This window comes from Aristaeella hokkaidonensis, assembly GCF_018128945.1.
In the GTDB taxonomy this organism is placed as follows: domain Bacteria; phylum Bacillota; class Clostridia; order Christensenellales; family Aristaeellaceae; genus Aristaeella; species Aristaeella hokkaidonensis.
This window is the reverse complement of the sequence record NZ_CP068393.1, coordinates 828,889-848,789: the sequence shown is the minus strand read 5'-3', so window position 1 is coordinate 848,789 and position 19,901 is coordinate 828,889. Positions and strand designations below refer to the sequence as shown.

Sequence of the window (19,901 nt, the reverse complement as noted above, 5' to 3'; positions counted from 1 at the left end):
CCGGAGGTGAAAAAATGAGGATGAAGCATCTTTCGAAGTGTATTCTGTCCGGTTTATGTCTTGGAATCTGGCTTTGTGTCCGGATGCTGGCACCGGCTTATGCTTATGAATCCAGTACACTTTATAACGGTTGCCGTGGAGACGATGTACGTGAACTCCAGCAGGCGTTAATTGATCTCGGTTTTTTAAAGGGGACTGCTGATGGTATTTTTGGTAACAAGACTGAAAATGCTGTCCGTGCCTTTCAGAAAAAGAACAATTTATCCGTTGATGGCCTTGCCGGGGAAAAAACCCGTAATCTGGCTATAAGCAAGGCAAATGGAACCGCAAAATCTGCAAATCAATCGTCTGTACAGGCATCATCACCTGCAGCGGCGCCTTCATCTGTTTCCAATGGAACATTGTTCGGTGGAGACTACACTACAATACGGATCGGTGAAAAAGGGCCGCGAGTCAAAACGCTTCAGCAGTCACTGATTACAACCGGTTATCTTAACGGAAGAGCGGATGGAGTCTTTGGCAATCAGACGCAAAATGCTGTTATCGCTTTTCAAAGCAGCAACAGGCTTACTGCAGACGGTCTGGCGGGGAAAAAAACATTGACTGCTCTTGAAAAAGCTGTTACGAACGGAGCAACCGCTCCTTCTTCCGCCGATGTTTCGGTTCAGTCTGTTTCTACGCCCGCCCCCGCTCCTGCTCCCACAGCCGCTCCGACAGCAACTCCGGCACCTGTAGTTACAGACATTAATGATCGCATTTCATCCCCGTCAGTTTCTTCCATCCAGTTGCTGCACTGGTTCAATGATGTCAAGCCCTCTATTTCCAGCGGGCAGCAGCTTCTGATATATGACCCGTCATCCGGTCTGAGCTGGACCCTTCGCGTGATGTCACGCGGAAGGCACTGTGATGCCGAACCCTTGACCGCAGCGGATACACATACTATGGTTCAGGCTTTTGGCGGTGAAAACACATGGAATCAGAAAGGTGTTTATGTAAAACTTCCCGATGGACGATGGACAATAGGATCAACACATGATATGCCGCATGATTCCAGTTCGATAAAAAACAATGATTTCGGCGGACACCTTTGCGTTCACTTCCTGCGGGATATGTCCGAAGCTCAGAAAAACGATCCGAAATACGGCGTTGCGAATCAGGAAACCATTCGAAAGCTCTGGAAAAACCTTACCGGACAGGATATATCAATCTGATATTTTTTCATAAAAATACGGCATCCCAGGATGCCGTATTTTCTTTACTTTTTTACGGAAGGATCGCTGTAAGAATCTCATAGGCGTATTGGTTGTCAATCCCCGTCCGAATCTTCTCCAGGCTAAGTTCCTCTTGGTTTTCATCCGTGATTTTCAGGACGCCCTCCGTATCTGTGTTGAACTCACCAATGATTTTGGCAGAATCAGAGAAATCCGCTTTCACATAATCAGCCTTTTGCTCCTGGGTAAATATCATCTTCCATCCATTATCAAGCGTCCGTTTTTCGTCTTTCTGATCTGTCAGTTCCAGGCTGCCGTTCTTCACGTTGTATGTTCCGGTTTCTTTATAGCCGTCCTTGAATTCCGCCCTGTAATGATATCCGGTCAGGAACCAGATCGTATATGCATCGTTTTCACCGTAGATAATGGCCAGCACGCGCCCATTCCCGTCGTTTTTTTCATCTTCCTGTTCTTTTTCGGGTTCAGGCTCATGCTCAGGTTCCTGCTCAGTTTCTTTCTCGGGCTCCTGCTCGGGCTCCTGCTCAGGCTCTTTTTCGGGCTCCTTCTCGGACTCCTTCTCGGGCTCCTTATCGGGCTCCTTATCGGGCTCCTTCTCGGGCTCCTTTTCGGGTTCCTTCTCGGGCTCCTTCTCAGGTTCCTTCTCAGGCTCCTGCTCAGGCTCCTTCTCGGGCTCCTTCTCGGGCTCCTTCTCAAGCTCCTGCTCGGGTTCCTTTTCGGGTTCCTTTTCAGGTTCCTTCTCAGGCTCCTGCTCAGGCTCCTTCTCGGGCTCCTTTTCAGGCTCCTTCTCGGGTTCCTTTTCGGGTTCCTTTTCAGGTTCCTTCTCGGGCTCTTTTTCGGGCTCTTTTTCGGGTTCCTTCTCAGGCACCTTTTCGGATTCCTTCTCAGGTTCCTTCTCGGGGTCCGGATCTGGATCGGGATCCGGATCTGGATCGGGATCCGGGTCGGGATCCGGGTCGGGATCAGGATCGGGATCCGGGTCGGGATCCGGGTCGGGATCAGGGTCGGGATCAGGATCGGGATCCGGGTCGGGATCAGGTTCAGGTTCCGGATCAGGATCTTTTCCGGGTTCCGGATCGGGAGCATTCACTTTTTCAAGACCAAAGGTGAGATAAACACCTCCCGCCCACGGCACTTTAAAGATGTATTCGCCGTTATCATCTTTTTCTAATTCAAGTTTTTCCTTGATATCCTTACCGTTGTAAAATACAACTTCATACCCCTTCTGGTATTCTTCCTTCAGTGTTACGGACAAAGCCAGATCATTATCCTGTTTTGCAACGTTCAGCGTCTGTGTTTCTGTATCATCTGTTCCTCTCGTTGCTCCTCTTCTGTTTCCTTCTGGTGCCTGCTGTCCGGATGCTATTATTTTTTCAGTTGTTCCGGTGATATTCAGGGTACCATAATCGTTATCTTCTTTTTTAATAATATAGTTTATATTCTCTTCAAGTTCCTCAACAGAATTGCCCTCTGCATCAGTTGTGATCTGCTCTTCATTTGGTATAATGGCCCAGGTTGTGATCAGGACTTTTGCCACGGCTTCCATATTCGAAACAAAGATCGGAGTCAGGCCGGAAATAGTTTCCTGCACAACAATATCAACGGTGGGAGCCTCAGTTTCCGTCAGGTTTTCACCTTCATCTGTCTGGTTGTCCTCGGTCACCTCATCAGCCTGCTCTTCCTGTTCTTCCTCTTCATCCTGCTCTTCCCAGGGGGGATTCCATACAGGCGTGTTGTCCCCGATCGTCAGGCCGGTACCGGTCGTTTTCAGGCTGCCGCCGATATTGATGGCGACATGGCCGCTTCCGTTTCCGTTGATTCCGACATCAATTCCGTTTTCCGCGGTCACATCACCCGAGATATTAAGGCTCGCCTCACCGTTGTTTGAATCTTCCGGCCCCCACCCCTCCTTCTGGATCGTGATTCCGGTTCCTTCTTCGGCGTTTACGTTGCCTTTGATAGTGATGTCGATCTTCCCGCCGTAATTGCCGATTGTCACGCCGTCACCGGTATAACGACCTTCGGGTTCGTCCGCTTCTTCGTCTGTTTCTTCGCTTTCTTCCCCGTCAGGATCTTCTTCCTCGTTTGGACTCTCTTCCCCGTTTGGACTCTCTTCCATAGCGGGGTTCTCTTCTGCCGCAGGTTCGTTGCTGATGGAGTAAACGCTGAGATCTCCGTCGATCAGGATCGATGTGGTGCCGGTCGTGCTGGTTGCCGTAACCCCCTTCGCCTCGTTGAAATAAGTGTATCCGTTCCAGTCGTCCACATAGGATTCTGCACCGGCTACGGTCACATCGCCGTCGACTTTGATATCGAAATCGCCGCCGTGATTGTTCGTCATAACACCATATTTCCCTGCTGTAACCGTTCCTGTCGATACCTGGGCGTAATTTTGTGCTTCTGTTGTGACCTCAACACCCTCCCAGTCTATCCATTCCCTATAAACCTCGTATTTTTCTTTCTCTTCCTCACTGTAATCATCGTACTGGGGATGATCTTCATCATACCACAAGTATTTTTCCCACTCGATACCATTCTCCGTATCGACAGGCACCAGTACATAATGAAAGGTTTCGTCAAACCTTATCCTTTCCCACCAGTTTTCATGGGGATCATTCGGATCGACCCGGATCGCTTCGTCATTTTCGTAGTGAAGCATTCTGGTCTCACTACAGGAATCTACAGTGATCCCGGTCTCACCCGCAGTCACGGTTCCATTCACGTTCACATTAACGCCGTCTTCTGCATCAGTTCCTTTAGTGGTCACACTCACGCCGTAACCACACTGTCCGGTTTGTATGCTGCCGCTGTTCACGATAAGAGATCCGCCGTCTGCATCTGCGCTAATTCCGCCGTTTCCACCGTCCACAGTGCCTACATTGACTTCCATGATTCCGCCTGATCCGTAGCAGCTGCCGTCTGACACATTCCCGTAATCATAACGGGAATTTGTGTCCACATGTACCCCATAATCGCCGGCAATGATATTATTTGCATTGATCTTCACCTGGCTTCCGGCATGTCCCGCGGTTGCTGAAATGCCATCTCCGTACCCGCTTCCTGTCACGTTGCCAACGTTTATTTCTATGGAGGAATTGTCTCCTTCAGCGTTCGCACGGATGTTCTGTGAATTACCTGTGCCGTACACATTGCCGCCGTTCAGTTCAATCGACGAACCTGCGATTGTATTGAGGAATATGGCATTCGTGCCAGTAGATGTAATCGCACCCGCATTTTCGATCGTTTCATCTGTGCCAACGTTGATGGTCACATGTCCGTCTATGTTGTTATGGACATTTACCGCTTCATCGCTGGATGTCAGGGATCCACCGATCGTTATATCAGCCTTGCATTGCGGCTCGCCGTGATCAAAACCTCCGAGATTAAGGTTTAAGCCTATTCCATCTTCGGTTTTTACATTACCGGTAACATCGATTTTTACGGTTGAGCCGTCATCTGTCTGGGAATGGATACCGTACCCGCTTCCGGTTGCAATATCACCATTCACTTTGATATCTGCATCGCTGTAGTCATACAGATATGCAGAAACACCCCCAGTGTCTGTTGTGATGCTTCCGCTCTCCAGCTTTACATCGCTGTTATAGTTGTTGATGGAGACACCATTCCCGCCTGTAATATCTCCGTTCACTGTCATCTCCACGTCGGAGCCGCCATAGTTTCCTATACCGACAGCACAGCCGCCGGAAGCTTTGATACTATCCACAGTTATACTGGTATCACTGTCTTCTATATTGTCAATATTTATACCGCCGCCATCGGAAACAATGTCCCGGACTGTTATTTTGACATCACTGTCTTGATTATTGTCTATATTGATAGCAACAGCGCCGTCACCGGCAATAATATCCTGAGCTGTTATTCTGACGTCATTATCTCCACTGTTATAAATATCAATACCGTACCCTCCCGCGGAGATACATCCGTTTACCTTCAGATCCACTTCAAAATCTTCATCCAATTCTATGTTTTCACTGCTTTCCTGAGGGTAGATACTGCCTGTATCCGGTGTCGAAGGATCCTCCTCTTCCGTTGTTTCTTCATCTTCAGACGAATCACCGTCTTCTGCTGGATCTTCATCTTCAGATGGATCCTCATCCTCCATTATGTTCTCCACTTTCGTTTTGATCTGGACACCATCCCCATCAGCATTTATGTTACCTGTTTCGACATTCGCTTTGGATTGTCCGTCTATGACGATTATAACAGCGTCACCGGAAATGCTTTCGAAATGTCCGGATTCCGTTTCCTCTTCGGGATTATCATCTTCCTCAGACTCATCGTTTTCTTCATATTCATTATCTTCTTCTGATTCATCATCATCTTCAGATTCATCATCTTCTTCAGATTCATCATCTTCTTCAGATTCATCATCTTCCGTTTCAGGCTCATTAAGCAGATCAGTGTTGGCATCGCGAATGAACACTTCTTCTCCGTCATGTGCTTCTATATCACCTGTTTTGAGATTCAGCTGTGACTGATCAGTCAGGGTGATCAAAGCAGCTTTACCGGCTTCATTGGTAATATCTCCTGTATCCAGGTTCAGTTCAGACTGATCATCCATATGAATGATCAAGCCATAAGCATCCGCTATTTCGTCATAGACGCCACAGTCTTTGGGATATTGATATTTTTCATTACCAAACTCATAAGATTGGACAACTGCGCCTGTTTCTGAAGTCAGATCGCCGGTTGCAACGGTCACGTTGCCTCCGCCTTCCCCATCCGGAAATTCAATTTTCAGAGCAGCGTATTCCGTTTGTCCATCTTCAGGCAAAACCGTATCTTCCAGTACCAGATCGCCAAATGGATCCTGATCAGCAGCATGTGAGTCATCTGTTATCCCATTGGTATAGACGACATGGATAGTCGGATCAGCCTGTGCATCAGGAATCAGCATCATTCCGGAAATACAAAGAGCCAGGAATAAGCTGGCAGTTTTTCTGAACATTCTTTTTGTTCTCTTTTTCATGTCAAAGGATCCTCACTTTCATTGCTCGTTTCCGAAAACGTTTTCGGGGTCAAAGTACTGAAATTTGCTGGGATTCTGACTTTTTTTGTGCGAAAGGTTCATCTATGTTCAGCGTACATCATTACATATTTGTCTGCACAAATCAATAAAAAGTTACTTTGTATACTGTATTTTTGCTGTATTTTGCCTATTTGTACGTTCTTCTTAACACAATTTCTGTCAGGTAAAAAGCCTTGACATTCCATGCCGATCGTGTATAATAGCACAGGTGTCAGGTTGAAAAGCCTGACACGTTGTCGGAATCGTTCTTTCGCCGGAGGGGTAAACATGGTAAAGGAAGACCTGAACAGGAAGGTGGATCTGGCTTTCCTTGCTGCTTTCTACGGCGGTATGCTGACGGAGAAACAGCGCCGTATCCTCTCCCTCTATTGTGAAGAGGATCTTTCCCTGGGTGAGATTGCCGAAGAAGTTGGCATTTCACGCCAGGCCGCGCATGAATCCCTCACCCGTGCGGCTGAAAAGCTCTCGGAAATGGAATCTGCGCTGGGTGTGGCTGAACGCTTCCGCAAAATAGACTCTGGTCTGGAAAGTGCGCTGGACGCACTGAATTGCAAGGATTATCCCCGTGCGGAATCTTTATTGAAAGAAATGCTTACGATCGAAACGGAAGAATCCTCCGATCGTTCATGGAGGTAACATGGCATTTGAAGGCTTAAGCGAAAAGCTGCAGGGCGCCCTGAGGAAAATGACCGGGCGTGGCAGGCTGACGGAGCAGGCCGTAAAGGAAGGCATGCGTGAAGTACGCATGGCACTTCTGGAGGCTGACGTTAACTACGCCGTTGCCAAGGATTTCATCCGGAAAGTCACTGAGCGCTGTGTTGGCGCTGACGTACTCTCCTCCCTCACTCCCAGCCAGCAGGTTATCCGCATCGTCAATGAAGAGATGACTGAGCTGATGGGCAGCACCAATGCAAAGCTCAACTGGTCCTCTTCGGTTCCCTCAATCATCATGCTTTGCGGCCTGCAGGGCGCTGGTAAAACCACCATGTGCGCCAAGCTGGCCGGATACTTGACCAAGCAGGGGAAAAAGCCGATGCTGGCCGCCTGTGACATTTACCGTCCTGCCGCCATCAAACAGCTGCAGGTAGTCGGACAGCAGGTTAATGTTCCCGTATTTGAAAAAGGAACCCAGGATCCTGTCAAAACCGCTAAGGAAGCAATCGAATATGCCCGGTATTATCAGCGTGATGTGTTGATTATCGATACAGCCGGCCGGCTGCATATTGATGAGGAACTCATGGATGAGCTTCTCCGCATCCGGGACACAGTCTCCCCCACGGAGATCCTGCTGACCGTTGACGCCATGACCGGTCAGGACGCTGTGAATGTCGCCAAGGCCTTCGATGAAAAGCTGAATGTTACCGGCGTTATCCTGACCAAGCTGGACGGCGATACCCGCGGTGGTGCTGCCCTCTCCATCAAGGCTGTCACCGGCAAACCCATCAAGTTCAGCGGTATCGGCGAAAAGCTTTCCGATATTGAGCCCTTCCATCCGGACCGGATGGCCAGCCGGATCCTCGGCATGGGCGACGTACTGACCCTCATTGACAAGGCTGCCGAAGCCTTTGATGAGCAGGAAGCCGGGAAGTTTGCCCGCAAAGGCCTGAGCAACAAGCTCACCCTGGAAGACTTCCTGGACCAGATGCAGAGCATGAAGAAAATGGGCGGTCTCCGCAGCATGATCAGTATGCTGCCCGGCATGAGTGGCAAGGACATCGACGTGGATGATAACGCGATGAAGAAGCCCGAAGCCATTATCCGTTCCATGACTCCGAAGGAACGCAAAGATCCCTCCATCCTCAATGCCAGCCGCCGCAAGCGCATTGCCGCCGGCTCCGGCACCACTGTACAGGATGTGAACACGCTGATCCGCCAGTTTGAGCAGGCTCAGCAGATGATGAAGCGTATGATGGGTGCCAAGGGTAAAAAGGCGCTCCGTAACATGCGTTTCCCGGGAATGTAATCCCCCGCAGGTTTCATTGCTTGGACTCATATACTTCGCTATATGATTTCCATATATAATTATTCATTTATTTTTTGAGGAGGAAATCCAAATGTCTGTCAAAATCCGTCTGAAGAGAATGGGAATGAAGAAAAAGCCTTTCTATCGCGTGGTTGTTGCTGATATCCGCAGCCCCCGTGACGGCCGCTTCATCGAAGAGATCGGTTACTATGATCCCATGACCAAGCCCGCCGAAATCAAGGTTGACAACGAGCGCGCCAAGTACTGGCTCGGCGTTGGCGCTCAGCCCACTGACACCGTCCGCATTCTGCTGAAGAAGTCCGGCGCGATCGAAGAAAAGTGAGCCTGAGTTAAGAAAGGATGTACCCATGCAAGAACTTTTAACCTTTGTGGCACAGTCTCTGGTGGAGCATCCCGATCAGGTCAGCGTTACCGAGACCGAAGGACCTGAAGCTGTCATTCTGGAGCTCCATGTGGCTGAAGATGATATGGGCAAGGTTATCGGCAAGCAGGGCAGGATTGCAAAAGCGATCCGCGCCGTGGTGAAAGCCGCCACGCTCAAAAACAGCAAGCCTGTTTTTGTTGAGATTCAATAAGCTTACAGCCATGTCCGGCGGGATCCGATGCTCGGATCCCGCCGTGCTTTCATCGGAGGAAAACCTTTCTTATGAATGATTATCTTTTGATCGCATCCGTACTCAAGCCCCAGGGAGTTCGCGGAGAATGCAAGCTCCGTTCCTACGCTGCTGATATTGAGCGTTTTCATCAGTGGAACACCCTGTATCTGAAGAAGGATGACAGTTATATCCCTGTTGCTCTCCGCACCGTACGGATCCGGGACGGTTTTGTTTACGCGCACCTGGACGGCAGCGATACAGCTGATGCGGCTGAAAAGTTCCGCGGCTGCGACCTGTATGTGAACCGCGCCGGTGCCGCTCCCGTGGAAGAGGACGCCGAGCTTATCGCGGATCTCATCGGATGTGAAGCCCGGGATGAAAACGGCGAAGTGATCGGTGTGCTGACAGACGTGCTGCAATACGGCACAGTGGATACCTGGGTTTTCCAGTCCGGTAAAACCACACTGATGGCTCCGGCGCTGAAAGCTGTTTTCCCGGAAGTGGACGCAGAAAAGAAAACCATTCTGGTCATCCGTGACAGGCTTGAGGAGGTGGCTGTTCGTTCATGAATGAGCCCTTCCGTGTCAATATCCTGACTATTTTCCCGGAAATGTTCGAAAGCTTCTTTTCATCCAGTATTCTGGGCCGTGCCGGAGAACAGGGACTGATTGATATCCGGACGACGGATATCCGTCCTTACTCAAAAAGCAAGCACCACAATACGGATGATTATCCTTTCGGCGGCGGTGCCGGTATGGTTATGATGGCTCAGCCCATCCTGGATGCCATGTCTGCAGTCATGGCGGAATATCCTTCCGCACGCCGGATCTATCTGGGACCTCGCGGAAAAAAGCTGACCACTTCCCTTGCCCGGGAACTGGCGCAGGAAAAGGCGCTTGTTCTGCTCTGCGGCCATTATGAAGGGGTGGACCAGCGTGCCCTCGATTCCTGTGTGGATGAAGAAATTTCCATCGGGGATTATATCCTGACCGGCGGTGAACCGGCGGCAATGGTGCTTGTGGACTGTGTGGCCCGTTTCATTCCCGGCGTGCTTGGAAGTGCGGAAAGTCCGGAGGAGGAATCCTTCTCCGACGGTCTGCTGGAATACCCTCAGTATACCCGTCCACGGGATCTGGACGGTATGCAGGTGCCTGAAGTCCTGCTGAACGGGGATCACGCCAGAATCAGGTCCTGGCGTCGCAGGGAAAGCTTAAAGGCGACCCTGAAATACAGACCTGATCTGCTTGAAACTGCCCCGCTGGATGAAAAAGACAGAAAAATGCTCAATGAAATCCGGAAGGAGTTGACCGAATCATGTTCCTCAGAAAACTGACTGTTCTCCTTGTTCCGTTGGGTCTGATGCTGCTGCTTTGCCTGCTGATTCCCCTCTTCGGTTCCATGGATGCTTTCTTCGGTCCGCTGCTGCTCGGAGCCGTGCTGGGCATTATGCTGGCACTGCTGCTGCCGCTGGCCGGTGCAACCAGAATGCGGGAGCCTTTCGCCTGGCTGCTCTGGATTCCTGCCGCTGTCATCCTGCTGATCCTCCTGTACCAGTTTCTGACCACCCAGCAGATCGGCCGCGATATTCCGGTACTCCGTCTGCTGATGACCGGCGATACCCGTATAATCACCGCTGAAAGTGCCTTTGCCGCCTATATGCTGGCATTCTCTGTCCGTACCGGTAAAGGCATCTGAATCTTTTCCTTTTTTGTTATTCACACAGCCAGGCGGCTGTGTTTTTCTTTTCCGGGAATACGCTCTTTTGTTCCGGTGCCGGACTTGTTGCGGAGTATACAGCATGCTATAATAGCTGAGATAAGAATCAGATCCCTTCTTTTTCGGAGGTACAACAATATGCAGACGATTGTTATTGACGGTTCAAGGTATGAATCTCCCCGCGATCTCCACCTTGCCCTGAAGCGCATGCTTTCTCTTCCGGATTATTACGGAATGAATGCAGACGCCCTGAATGACTGCCTTTCCGAAAGGGTTTCCCCGGTCAATGTCTGGATCCTTGATCCGGGTGCCGGAGAAGTTGCTTCCGCAATCAGTATTCTTCGTACGGTTTTTGCCGACAACGGCGGAGAAGTAAAGGAGCTGTAACCTGTGATGAGACTGCATCTGCTTGGGATAAACGGACCTTTCCCGGAGAGCCGCGGCGCTACCTCCGGTTATCTTCTGGAAGCCGGAGACAGCCTGTTCCAGCTGGATCTGGGCAGCGGCGTCCTGGGGATTCTTACTTCTCTGACGGCACCGGAATCCCTGTCTGCGCTGTTTGTCAGTCACTGGCATTATGATCACACAGCCGATATTCCTGTGCTGATGTATCGCCTGGCTGCCTGTCAGAAAGCACTGCCTGTTTATGGTCCTGCGGATCCTTCTTCTCCGGTATATAATCTTGTTGTTTCCACACCCTGTTTTTCCTTTACGGAAATCTCGGCAGGACAGGCCTTCGAACTGAACGGCACCTTCGTTCGTGTCACCGCTGCCCGTCATCCGGTTCCTGCCGTGGGATACTGTTTTTCATTCGAGGGAAAAACCTTCGGCTATACCGGTGATACCAATACCCTGCCTTCCCTGGCTAAAGACTACCGCGGGTGTGATCTTCTCCTGGCGGACGGCCTTTTCCCTGTTTCCGCCTGGTCCGAGGACAAACCCCATCTGTCCGCAGAACTGGCTGCGCGCCTGGCTGCGGATACAAAAGCAGGCAGCCTGATCATCACTCATCTGAATCCGTTCTGGCCCCGCAGAACACTGCTGCAGGAGGCCCGTGCCGTATATTCCCGTACGCGGCTTGCCGAAGCCGGTGCCATCATTGATCTGTGACGAACCGCCAGCGGAGCTGGCTGCTCCCGCCCGCAGCACTGGCCCTGGTTGCGGGTGTTTTTCTTGGCAGAAATGCGGCTGGTATACTCCTGCCGCTTTTTGCCTGTATTCTTACCCTTTCATCCGTGTTCTTCCTGAAGGGGTGGCTTCGTTTTTCCGCGTGCATTGTCTTTTCTGTTATGCTTGGGCTTTTCGCGGGTTCCCTTGCCTTCCATCCGGATCTTCCGCCGGAAGGAGAATACAATATTCAGGGCGTCATTTCTGATGAGGTAACAAACGGGTCCTTTGGTCAGTACCGGATTGCTTTGTCTGACGTCACGCTGGACGGACGTCCCTTGTCCGGAGGCGCCTACTGGACCTTTTATTCTGATGAGGATCATTCCTCCCTCCTTCCGGGGAAAGCGGTCTCCTTTACAGCATCCCTGTATCATCCGCGGGGAGCCGACAATCCGGACGGCTATGATTTTCGGGAAGCCCTCCTGCAACGTGGCATTACTGTAGGAGTGTATGGCAAAAACAGCCTGACAGTACAGGATTCGGTCTGTTTTTCCTTTGCAGGCTTCATTGCGTCCCTGCGACACCGGCTGTCTGCTTCGCTCATAGCCACGCTCGGGGAGGAAACCGGAGCCTATGCCTCTGCCATGCTGCTGGGAATGCGTTCCCTGATTCCTTCCGATGACCGCCAGGCATTTTCCAGGCTTGGTATTGCCCATATCCTGTCCGTCAGCGGCTTTCATGTGGGCGTCCTGATCGGCATCCTGAACCTGCTGTTTCATTTGCTGAGGCTGCGGCAAAGTGTCCGCCTGCTTCTATATGCCGTTCTGCTGTTTTTCTATTCCTCCCTGTGCGGAATGAGCCAGCCTGTCATCCGTGCTTCCCTTCTGATGCTGCTCGGACTTGAAGGTCGTATCCTGAACCGGCCGCGTTCCGGCCTGCATCTGCTCAGTGCCGTTTTGTTCATCATGGTACTGTTTTCTCCTGTTCAGGTGACTTCAGCCTCATTCCAGCTGACATTCTGCGCTGTGTTCGGCCTCGTATGGGTGATGTCTTTCATCCGGCGCCGCAAGCGGTTCCGCAGCAGGATCCTGCAGTATGTATTTGAATCCCTTGTCCTGACGTTCGGGATCCAGCTTGGTTTACTGCTCCCTGAACTGTCCTTCTTCCAGCGTCTTCCCCTGCTTGTCTTCCTGGTCAACCTTCCGGCCATGCTCATTTCAGGAATGCTGATCCTGTTTTTCTGGCTTGCGCTGCTGTGTCTCCCTGTTCCCTTCCTGTCAGCGCTTCTGTCTGTCCCCCTTTCGTCTGTCACGGGCTTCCTGCTTTCCGGTATTAGGCAGCTGGGAGCATTGCCCGGCCTGACGCTGTGGATCCACGTACCGAATCTCCTTACCGGTTTCGGCGTCGTCCTTCTTTTCCTCGGTTTTTGCTGCTTTATCCGTTTCCATGCAGGAATGCGTACCGGTATGCTGGTCCTTGGTGCTGTGCTGGTTGTCGTGTCGCTTTTTCCCGCACATCATAACGGTACGGAATATATTCAGCTCAGTGCAGGGAACGCGGACGCCGCAGTAATATGGGATCAGGACAAGGTTTATGTCATGGATACGGGAGAGGATGACGGCACGCTCAGCAGCTTTCTCCGGGCCCGCCGTCTCACACCGGATGCAGTGATCCTGACCCATCTGCATACGGATCACGCCGGCGGACTGCGTTCGCTGATCGAGGATGAGATCCCGGTGAACACCATTCTCCTGCCGGAAGGTGCCGAAGCGCAGGATATTCATCCGGAGTTCATCGCGCTGCTGGATCAGTTGCAGCAAAGCGGCACTGAAATCCGGTCACTTTCCCGCGGTGACGTACTCCCCCTTCCCTCCGGCATACTCACAGTATTATGGCCGGAACACGGAAAGGTGCGTTCCGGCCAGGATGCAAACAAGTATTCCCTTGTCACACGGCTGACGTTGAAGGAAAGCACCGTTCTGCTGGCGGCCGACCTTCCGGGAGCCTACGAGCAGTACTGTGCGGCTCCCTCGGATCTTCTGAAAGCAGCCCATCACGGTTCTCCTTCTTCCAGCTCACCTGATTTTATCAGTGTGGTTTCCCCAAAGGCCATACTCCTCAGCTGCCGACAGCCCACCCGTGTTGCTGATTTCCGTTCCTGTTCAGGTGATATTCCGGTATATGGAACACCGGAATACGGAGCGCTTACAGTACGCTTCGAAGAAGGTAAATTTACTGTTATTCCATACCTGACACCCTGATCACACCGGAGGTTCTTATGGATCGAAAAGACTTTTCCCGTGCCCTGTCACAGCATTCCCTGCCCCAGGTTCTTCTCTTTGAAGGCGAAGAGGAACATCTTAAGCAGGAAGCCCTGGCTGAACTGCGCCATGCCGTTCTGCCCGAGGGCATGGAAACATTGAATGAAACCATTCTGGAAGATCCTTCTGTGGATCAGCTCATCGCAGATGTGGAAACCCAGCCCTTTATGGCTGACAAACGGCTGATCATTGTCCGTGATTTACCGGCTCTTATGGGACGTTCCGAGGCGGATGAAAGGCTCATTGCTTACCTTCCCTCAGTCCCTGAAACTTCTTTCCTTCTCTTCTACTGTACCGGAAAACCTGACGGAAGGAAAAAACTTTATAATGCTGTCAAAAAGCTCTCCGGGATCGTTACTTTTTCTCCGCTCCGCGGTACGGAGCTGACCCGTTTTGTTGTCAGTTCTTTTCAGGAAGCAGGAAAAGAATGTGATGACCGTACAGCTGAATACCTCATCTTTACGGTAGGCTCAGACGCAGGGCTGCTGCGCAACGAAATCCAGAAACTGGCTTCCTGTTCCATAGACCGCACTGCGATTCTGCCAGAGGATGTAACGTCTCTTGCCACCCCTTCCACTGAATGTACCGTATTCCAGATGATCGATGCCGTTGTAACGGGTCAGAAGAGCCGTGCCTTTACCCTGCTGCGCAACCAGCTGCTTTCCGGAACAGATCGCATGGCCATCCTTTCAATGCTTCTGCGCCAGTATCGTCTGCTGCAGCATATCAAAATCATGCAGTATGAGAAAAGAGGAAACGATTTTATCCGTTCCGCTCTCGGGGTTCCGCCTTTTGCCGTTGACCAGTATGTTCGTCAGGCCTCCGGTTATACCGGCGGACAGGTTAAAAGCGCTGTCCGCATCTGTTTTGACACGGAATACGCCCTGAAATCCGGACGGATGTCCCAGGACGGTGCAGTTGAAACAGTGGTTCTGAAACTGCTTAACCTTCGCGAAAAAAGCTGATTTTACCCATGGTCTGACATATATTGTATTTTTTGTAATTCTATGGTAATATATATGAAACATTTCGTGTTTCGCACAGGAGGCGTACATCATGAAGAAGTTGCTCGGAATTATTCTGACGCTCTGTCTCGTTTTAACACTTGCCGCTGATGCTTTTGCCGCCAGCAAACCAGAGATTACGAAACAGCCCGAAACCGCCACCACATCCAAAAAGGGGGCAGTCGCTTTCTCCATCTCTGTTAAGGGTTCTGTAAGCTCATACACCTGGTATTTTGTCAATCCGGAAACCGGTGATAAAGTATCCGGAAAAAAACTGTCCTCCACTGTCAAGGGGGTTAAAGTTTCTAATCCCAATTCAAAAAAGATTTCCCTGTCTCATGTGCCTGAATCCATGCACGGCTGGTCTGTATACTGCCATATAAACGGTAACGGTTATAAGATTGATTCTGATACAGTTACCCTGTATGTTTATGGCATGGATATCCCCGAAACTGGTTCGTCCGAAGCACCTGCCGCCGACGCAGATGCAAAACCCGAAGCAGAACCTGCTTCTGCTCCTGCCGAATCGAACCCCGCCCCTGCCGTTGCTGAATCCGGAGAATCTGCTTCTCAGCAGGGCGGCGATCAGGCCGTGGGAACTGATCAGGGCGAAGGCGCTGACAGCGAGCTGATCATTGAAAACAGAGCCATAACGGTAACGTCCTCTTCGAAGAATCTGTTCAGGCTGGACAACAAAGGAAATATCACGGATGCGTCTCCTGTTTCCTCCCTCGAGTTTAACAATGCCGGTTCTTTCGCTGTCCGTTCTGACGAACCCATCAAGAGTTGGACTGTCAATGGAATTCGTTTCGAGCCTGCGCAGCCTGTCAATGAATTTAAAGTAATGAACGTAACCGAAAGTATCGCTCTGGATGTTAAGATTGCCCGTACATCTGCTGCTGAAGCTGAAATAGATGAAAGTAAAATGTGTAAAGTCACCTGTAAAGGCTGTACTTTCACCTATCTCAGTAAAGGCCTTCGCGCTGTTACCGAAGGTGAAGTTCCCTCCGGTGCACCGATCAGAATCATCGCAGACAATTCTGATCTCGCAGCAGGCGGATACAGCATCAACGGAGGCGAGCCGGAAAATGTAGGAAAAGCTTCCCTGCAGCTTACGGTCACAGATGATGTTACCATCGTCTGCGGTAACTGATGCACAAAAAAAAAAGGCGTCTGAATAATTCAGACGCCTTTTTTCATGTCTTTTATTTTCCGCCGAGCAGTCCGCCAAGCAGGTTGCCCAATGCTCCGCCGATTCCGTCAGCTCCCGCTTCAATGCCTCCCCCGACAGTATCAAGCAGCTTGATTGCTGCGTCGCCATATTCTCCCTTCAGAACTTTCAGGGATACTTTTTTCAGATCACCGGAAGCTCCGCGGTAAGCTTCAATCAGTTTCTTTTCCGCTGCCGTTACTTTCATGGAAGTATTGGCGGATGCCGGTACTGCTGGTTTCTTGGCAGTCGTTGTTTTCTTTGCCGTTGCGGCAGGTTTCTTGGCCGTAGTAGTCTTCTTTGCGGTGGTTGTAGTCTTCTTTGCGGCGGCAGGTTTCTTGGCCGCAGTGGTGGTCTTCTTGGCCGCAGTGGTCTTTGCCGCTGTTGTAGTCTTCTTCGCGGTCGTTGCAGGCTTCTTTGCGGACGTTGCTGCGGTGGGCTTTTTTGCCGCAGTGGTCGTCTTCTTCGCTGCGGTTGCAGCTGTCTTCTTTACAGCAGCTGTCGTTTTCTTTGCGGCAGTTGTCGTAGCCTTCTTTGCGGCAGTGGCAGTCTTCTTCGCGGTGGCAGTTGTTGTCTTCTTTGCGGCAGCAGCTGTCTTCTTTACGGCAGTCGTCGTTTTCTTAGCGGTGGTCGTGGTCTTTTTTGCTGCAGGCATAATCAGAAACCTCCTGTATATTTTCTTTTTCGGTATACTAATTTTATCGCAAACAGACCTTCTTATTCAAGTCCTTCTTCTTTTTTCTTTGTCCTGATCTTGTCATACAACTTTCAAAGGACTATAATACTGATAACAGAGACGGATGGCGTCATCCGGAAAAATGAACAGGAGGGTATGTCATGGATATTCAGAAACTGATTGGTGATCTTGTTGCAAAACTGACCGGAAACAAAGATCTGATTGCGAAATTCACTTCCAATCCGCTTGCTGCGATCAAGGACCTTCTTGGTATTGATCTTGATCCTTCACAGCTGGATGACGTTGTGAAAGGCGTAACGGGCCAGCTCGGCGATATTACCGGCGACGCTGCCAAACAGGCCGGCGGTATCCTCAGCAAGATCAAAAACCTGTTCAAAAAGTAATAAGCAGGATAAAGAAACGGCACGACCCTCATTGGATCGTGCCTTCTTTTTTATTTCTTTGCCTTGATTCTGACAGGTTTTGCTTTTTCCCTCGGCTCAGCTGTCGGCATCTGAACCTTGTTCAGTGGCTGAAGATGCCAGATGTTTTCATTATACTCACGGATTGTCCGGTCAGAGGAGAATATACCCGACATAGCCGTGTTGGTAACAGCCATTTTCAGCCACTTGTTCCGGTCGGCGTAGTCGTTGTTCAGTCTTCTCTGCGCCATGCTGTAGGAACCGAAATCTTTCAGGACAAAGTAGCTGTCACCCATGGAACCCCAGCTGCCCAGCAGCAGGCTGTGATACAGATCCTGCAGGGCTGCAGGATTATCCGGCATCAGGGTACCGTCGATCATCTGGGTCATTGCCTGGCGGATTTCCTGGTTGGTTTCGAAAATATTCATGGGATTGTAGCTGTTCTCACGATACATATCCCGCACCGTATCGGACCGCATGCCGAAAATGTAGATATTGTCGAGGCCGACCTGTTCGCTGATTTCAACGTTCGCTCCGTCCATCGTGCCGATGGTGACCGCGCCGTTCATCATGAACTTCATGTTGCCGGTGCCGCTGGCTTCCTTGCTGGCTGTGGACAGCTGTTCGGAAACCTCTGCCGCCGGAATCAGCACTTCAGCGCTGCTGACATCATAATTTTCCAGGAACACAACCTGAAGCATCTTCCTGGCCCGCGGATGCTTGGCAATGAGCTCGCTCAGCGCGCAGATCATACGGATAATCTGTTTCGCGCGGTAATAACCGGGGCTGGCTTTGGCTCCGAAGATGAATACCCTCGGCTCCATGGTGAAGCTTTCATCATTCACGATACGGTTATACAGCACAAGGATATGCAGCGCGTTCAGCATCTGCCGCTTATACTCGTGTAGTCTCTTTGCCTGTACGTCAAAGATAAAGGATGGATCCACCACCGCTCCCTGCCGTTCCTTCAGCATAACGGCGAGGCGTTCCTTATTGTGCTGCTTGATCTTTGCAAACTTGTCCCGGAAAGCGGCGTCATCCGCAAAAGGACGAAGCGCGCTTAACCCTTCCGGATTCTTGATCCAGTCAGTGCCGATAGACTCACAGATCAGGTCCGTCAGTTCAGGATTGCAGCTCATCAGCCAGCGGCGGTGTGTAATACCGTTGGTAATCGCGGAGAATTTCTCCGGCATGACCAGGTTAAAGTCATGGAAGGTTTCTTCCTTCAGGATTTCACCATGCAGCTTGCTGACGCCATTGACAGAATAGCTCATGGCAACGCACATATTGGCCATATGGACGTTGTCATAGCTGATGATGGCCATCCGGGCAATCCGGTCCCAGTCTCCGGGGAAGCAGTTCCACAGACGTTCGCAAAGCCTGCGGTTCATCTCGCAGATGATCTGGTAGCACCGCGGCAGCAGCTGCTGTACCATGCTCACAGGCCATTTTTCGAGTGCTTCTGCCAGGATCGTATGGTTGGTATAGGCGATGGTCTTCTGTACAATACTGGAAGCTTCATCCCAGCCCAGGCCTTCTTCATCAATCAGCAGGCGCATCAGTTCAGGAATCGCCATACCGGGGTGGGTGTCGTTGATATGAATCACTACCTTCTCCGGCAGTTTGCTCATATCATTCCCAAAGCGCCGCTTGTAGTCCTTCAGGATATACTGCAGAGACGCACTGGTAAAGAAGTAATGCTGTTTCAGGCGCAGCATTTTGCCTTCATAGTGCTTGTCTTCGGGATAAAGCACCTTGCTGATCGCTTCCGCCAGCTGGATTTCTTCAGATGCCTGTACATAGCGTCCTTCACCGAAACTGTTCAGGTCCAGCTTTTTCGGGCTCCGCGCGGACCACATCCGCAGCGGATTCACAATGGTCGCGTCATATCCGACAACAGGCATATCGTAAGGAACAGCTTCCACGGTGTAATAATCGCGGGTCACAAACTTCTGCCTGCCGTTGATCTCTATTTCATCCACATGGCCGCCGAAATGCACCTCGCAGGTGTCTTCCATCATGGCAGTTTCCCAGACGTTGCCGTTGTCCAGCCAGCTGTCCGGCATTTCCACCTGCTGTCCGTCCACGATTTTCTGGCGGAACAGGCCATATTCATAGCGGATGGTACATCCCATGGCCGGCAGATCCAGACAGCTCAGGCTGTCCAGGAAACAGGCAGCCAGACGTCCGAGTCCACCGTTTCCGAGGCCGGGTTCAGGTTCTTCCTTCAGTACGTCCTTGATATCAATACCTAGCTCCTGCAGGGCTTCCGTATATTCCTTCGTGGAAAGCAGGTTCAGCATATTGCAGTACATGCTGCGGCCCATCAGGAACTCAACGCTCAGATAATACAGGCTTTTGCCTTTCTGCTTTTTCCAGACCTCGCGGCTGGCGATCATCTTCTGCATGATCTGATCGCGTACGGTGGAAGCAACAGCGCGGTAAATCTGATGCGGTGAAGCCTCTTCAATTGTCAGGCCGTTATACCGCTGCACCTTTCCCACAATGGTATTCTTGATGGACTCTTTGTCAAACTTCGTGGCTGGCATGATTATTCCTCCAGACATATACCAGATTCTGACAGCG

General features: G+C 50.9%; 17 protein-coding genes. 14 read left to right on the top strand and 3 right to left on the bottom strand.

Annotated elements, in window-relative coordinates; all coding sequences use genetic code 11:
- The first annotated feature begins 14 nt into the window (after nucleotides 1–14).
- Nucleotides 15–1,211 (top strand): peptidoglycan-binding domain-containing protein, encoded by a 1,197-nt coding sequence (locus JYE49_RS03905; RefSeq protein WP_283399298.1) that lies wholly within the window; start codon nucleotides 15–17, stop codon nucleotides 1,209–1,211.
- 52 nt (nucleotides 1,212–1,263) lie between these two features.
- Here the strand turns inward: JYE49_RS03905 and JYE49_RS03900 are convergent, their stop codons facing one another.
- The gene (locus JYE49_RS03900; RefSeq protein ID WP_143754442.1) at nucleotides 1,264–6,219 is read right to left on the bottom strand and encodes a hypothetical protein; all 4,956 of its coding nucleotides are present in this window, start codon (nucleotides 6,217–6,219) and stop codon (nucleotides 1,264–1,266) included.
- 327 nt (nucleotides 6,220–6,546) lie between these two features.
- Here JYE49_RS03900 and JYE49_RS03895 point away from each other — a divergent pair, with 327 nt between their 5' ends.
- The 12 genes from JYE49_RS03895 to JYE49_RS03840 all read left to right on the top strand — a co-directional run bounded on the left by JYE49_RS03895 (nucleotide 6,547) and on the right by JYE49_RS03840 (nucleotide 16,160).
- Nucleotides 6,547–6,915: a sigma factor-like helix-turn-helix DNA-binding protein gene (locus JYE49_RS03895; protein ID WP_179217199.1), complete on the top strand. Its 369-nt coding sequence runs from the start codon at nucleotides 6,547–6,549 to the stop codon at nucleotides 6,913–6,915.
- Nucleotide 6,916: 1 nt separating this feature from the next.
- Nucleotides 6,917–8,242, top strand: coding sequence for a signal recognition particle protein (ffh, locus tag JYE49_RS03890; protein WP_093956156.1), 1,326 nt, complete (start codon nucleotides 6,917–6,919; stop codon nucleotides 8,240–8,242).
- Between the two features lie 91 nt (nucleotides 8,243–8,333).
- On the top strand, nucleotides 8,334–8,585 hold the full coding sequence (gene rpsP / locus JYE49_RS03885) for a 30S ribosomal protein S16 (protein ID WP_084094360.1): 252 nt from the start codon (nucleotides 8,334–8,336) through the stop codon (nucleotides 8,583–8,585).
- A 25-nt stretch (nucleotides 8,586–8,610) separates the two neighbouring features.
- Nucleotides 8,611–8,838 (top strand): KH domain-containing protein, encoded by a 228-nt coding sequence (locus JYE49_RS03880; RefSeq protein ID WP_093956155.1) that lies wholly within the window; start codon nucleotides 8,611–8,613, stop codon nucleotides 8,836–8,838.
- Between the two features lie 71 nt (nucleotides 8,839–8,909).
- The gene (gene rimM / locus JYE49_RS03875; protein WP_093956154.1) at nucleotides 8,910–9,428 is read left to right on the top strand and encodes a ribosome maturation factor RimM; all 519 of its coding nucleotides are present in this window, start codon (nucleotides 8,910–8,912) and stop codon (nucleotides 9,426–9,428) included.
- Nucleotides 9,425–10,192 carry a tRNA (guanosine(37)-N1)-methyltransferase TrmD gene (gene trmD, locus JYE49_RS03870; RefSeq protein ID WP_093956153.1) on the top strand — a complete coding sequence of 256 codons (768 nt, stop codon included), beginning with the start codon at nucleotides 9,425–9,427 and terminating at the stop codon, nucleotides 10,190–10,192. The genes rimM and trmD overlap by 4 nt, the downstream gene beginning before the upstream one ends.
- A complete protein-coding gene (locus JYE49_RS03865; protein ID WP_093956152.1) occupies nucleotides 10,174–10,554 on the top strand; it encodes a hypothetical protein in 381 nt (126 codons plus the stop codon). Before trmD ends, JYE49_RS03865 begins: the two co-directional genes overlap by 19 nt.
- Before the next feature lie 159 nt (nucleotides 10,555–10,713).
- The gene (locus tag JYE49_RS03860; protein ID WP_093956151.1) at nucleotides 10,714–10,962 is read left to right on the top strand and encodes a barstar family protein; all 249 of its coding nucleotides are present in this window, start codon (nucleotides 10,714–10,716) and stop codon (nucleotides 10,960–10,962) included.
- Between the two features lie 6 nt (nucleotides 10,963–10,968).
- Nucleotides 10,969–11,685, top strand: a complete 717-nt coding sequence (locus JYE49_RS03855) for an MBL fold metallo-hydrolase (RefSeq protein ID WP_093956150.1) — start codon at nucleotides 10,969–10,971, stop codon at nucleotides 11,683–11,685.
- Nucleotides 11,682–13,943 carry a ComEC/Rec2 family competence protein gene (locus JYE49_RS03850; protein ID WP_093956149.1) on the top strand — a complete coding sequence of 754 codons (2,262 nt, stop codon included), beginning with the start codon at nucleotides 11,682–11,684 and terminating at the stop codon, nucleotides 13,941–13,943. Before JYE49_RS03855 ends, JYE49_RS03850 begins: the two co-directional genes overlap by 4 nt.
- Nucleotides 13,944–13,960: 17 nt before the next feature.
- A complete protein-coding gene (gene holA / locus JYE49_RS03845; RefSeq protein WP_093956148.1) occupies nucleotides 13,961–14,968 on the top strand; it encodes a DNA polymerase III subunit delta in 1,008 nt (335 codons plus the stop codon).
- 91 nt (nucleotides 14,969–15,059) lie between these two features.
- Nucleotides 15,060–16,160 carry a hypothetical protein gene (locus tag JYE49_RS03840; RefSeq protein WP_093956147.1) on the top strand — a complete coding sequence of 367 codons (1,101 nt, stop codon included), beginning with the start codon at nucleotides 15,060–15,062 and terminating at the stop codon, nucleotides 16,158–16,160.
- A gap of 52 nt (nucleotides 16,161–16,212) precedes the next feature.
- Here the strand turns inward: JYE49_RS03840 and JYE49_RS03835 are convergent, their stop codons facing one another.
- Nucleotides 16,213–16,872, bottom strand: a complete 660-nt coding sequence (locus tag JYE49_RS03835) for a hypothetical protein (RefSeq protein WP_179217198.1) — start codon at nucleotides 16,870–16,872, stop codon at nucleotides 16,213–16,215.
- Nucleotides 16,873–17,054: 182 nt separating this feature from the next.
- Here JYE49_RS03835 and JYE49_RS03830 point away from each other — a divergent pair, with 182 nt between their 5' ends.
- Nucleotides 17,055–17,297, top strand: coding sequence for a hypothetical protein (locus JYE49_RS03830; RefSeq protein WP_093956146.1), 243 nt, complete (start codon nucleotides 17,055–17,057; stop codon nucleotides 17,295–17,297).
- Nucleotides 17,298–17,347: 50 nt separating this feature from the next.
- Here the strand turns inward: JYE49_RS03830 and JYE49_RS03825 are convergent, their stop codons facing one another.
- Nucleotides 17,348–19,864, bottom strand: coding sequence for a glycogen/starch/alpha-glucan phosphorylase (locus JYE49_RS03825; RefSeq protein ID WP_093956483.1), 2,517 nt, complete (start codon nucleotides 19,862–19,864; stop codon nucleotides 17,348–17,350).
- Between the last annotated feature and the right edge of the window lie 37 nt (nucleotides 19,865–19,901).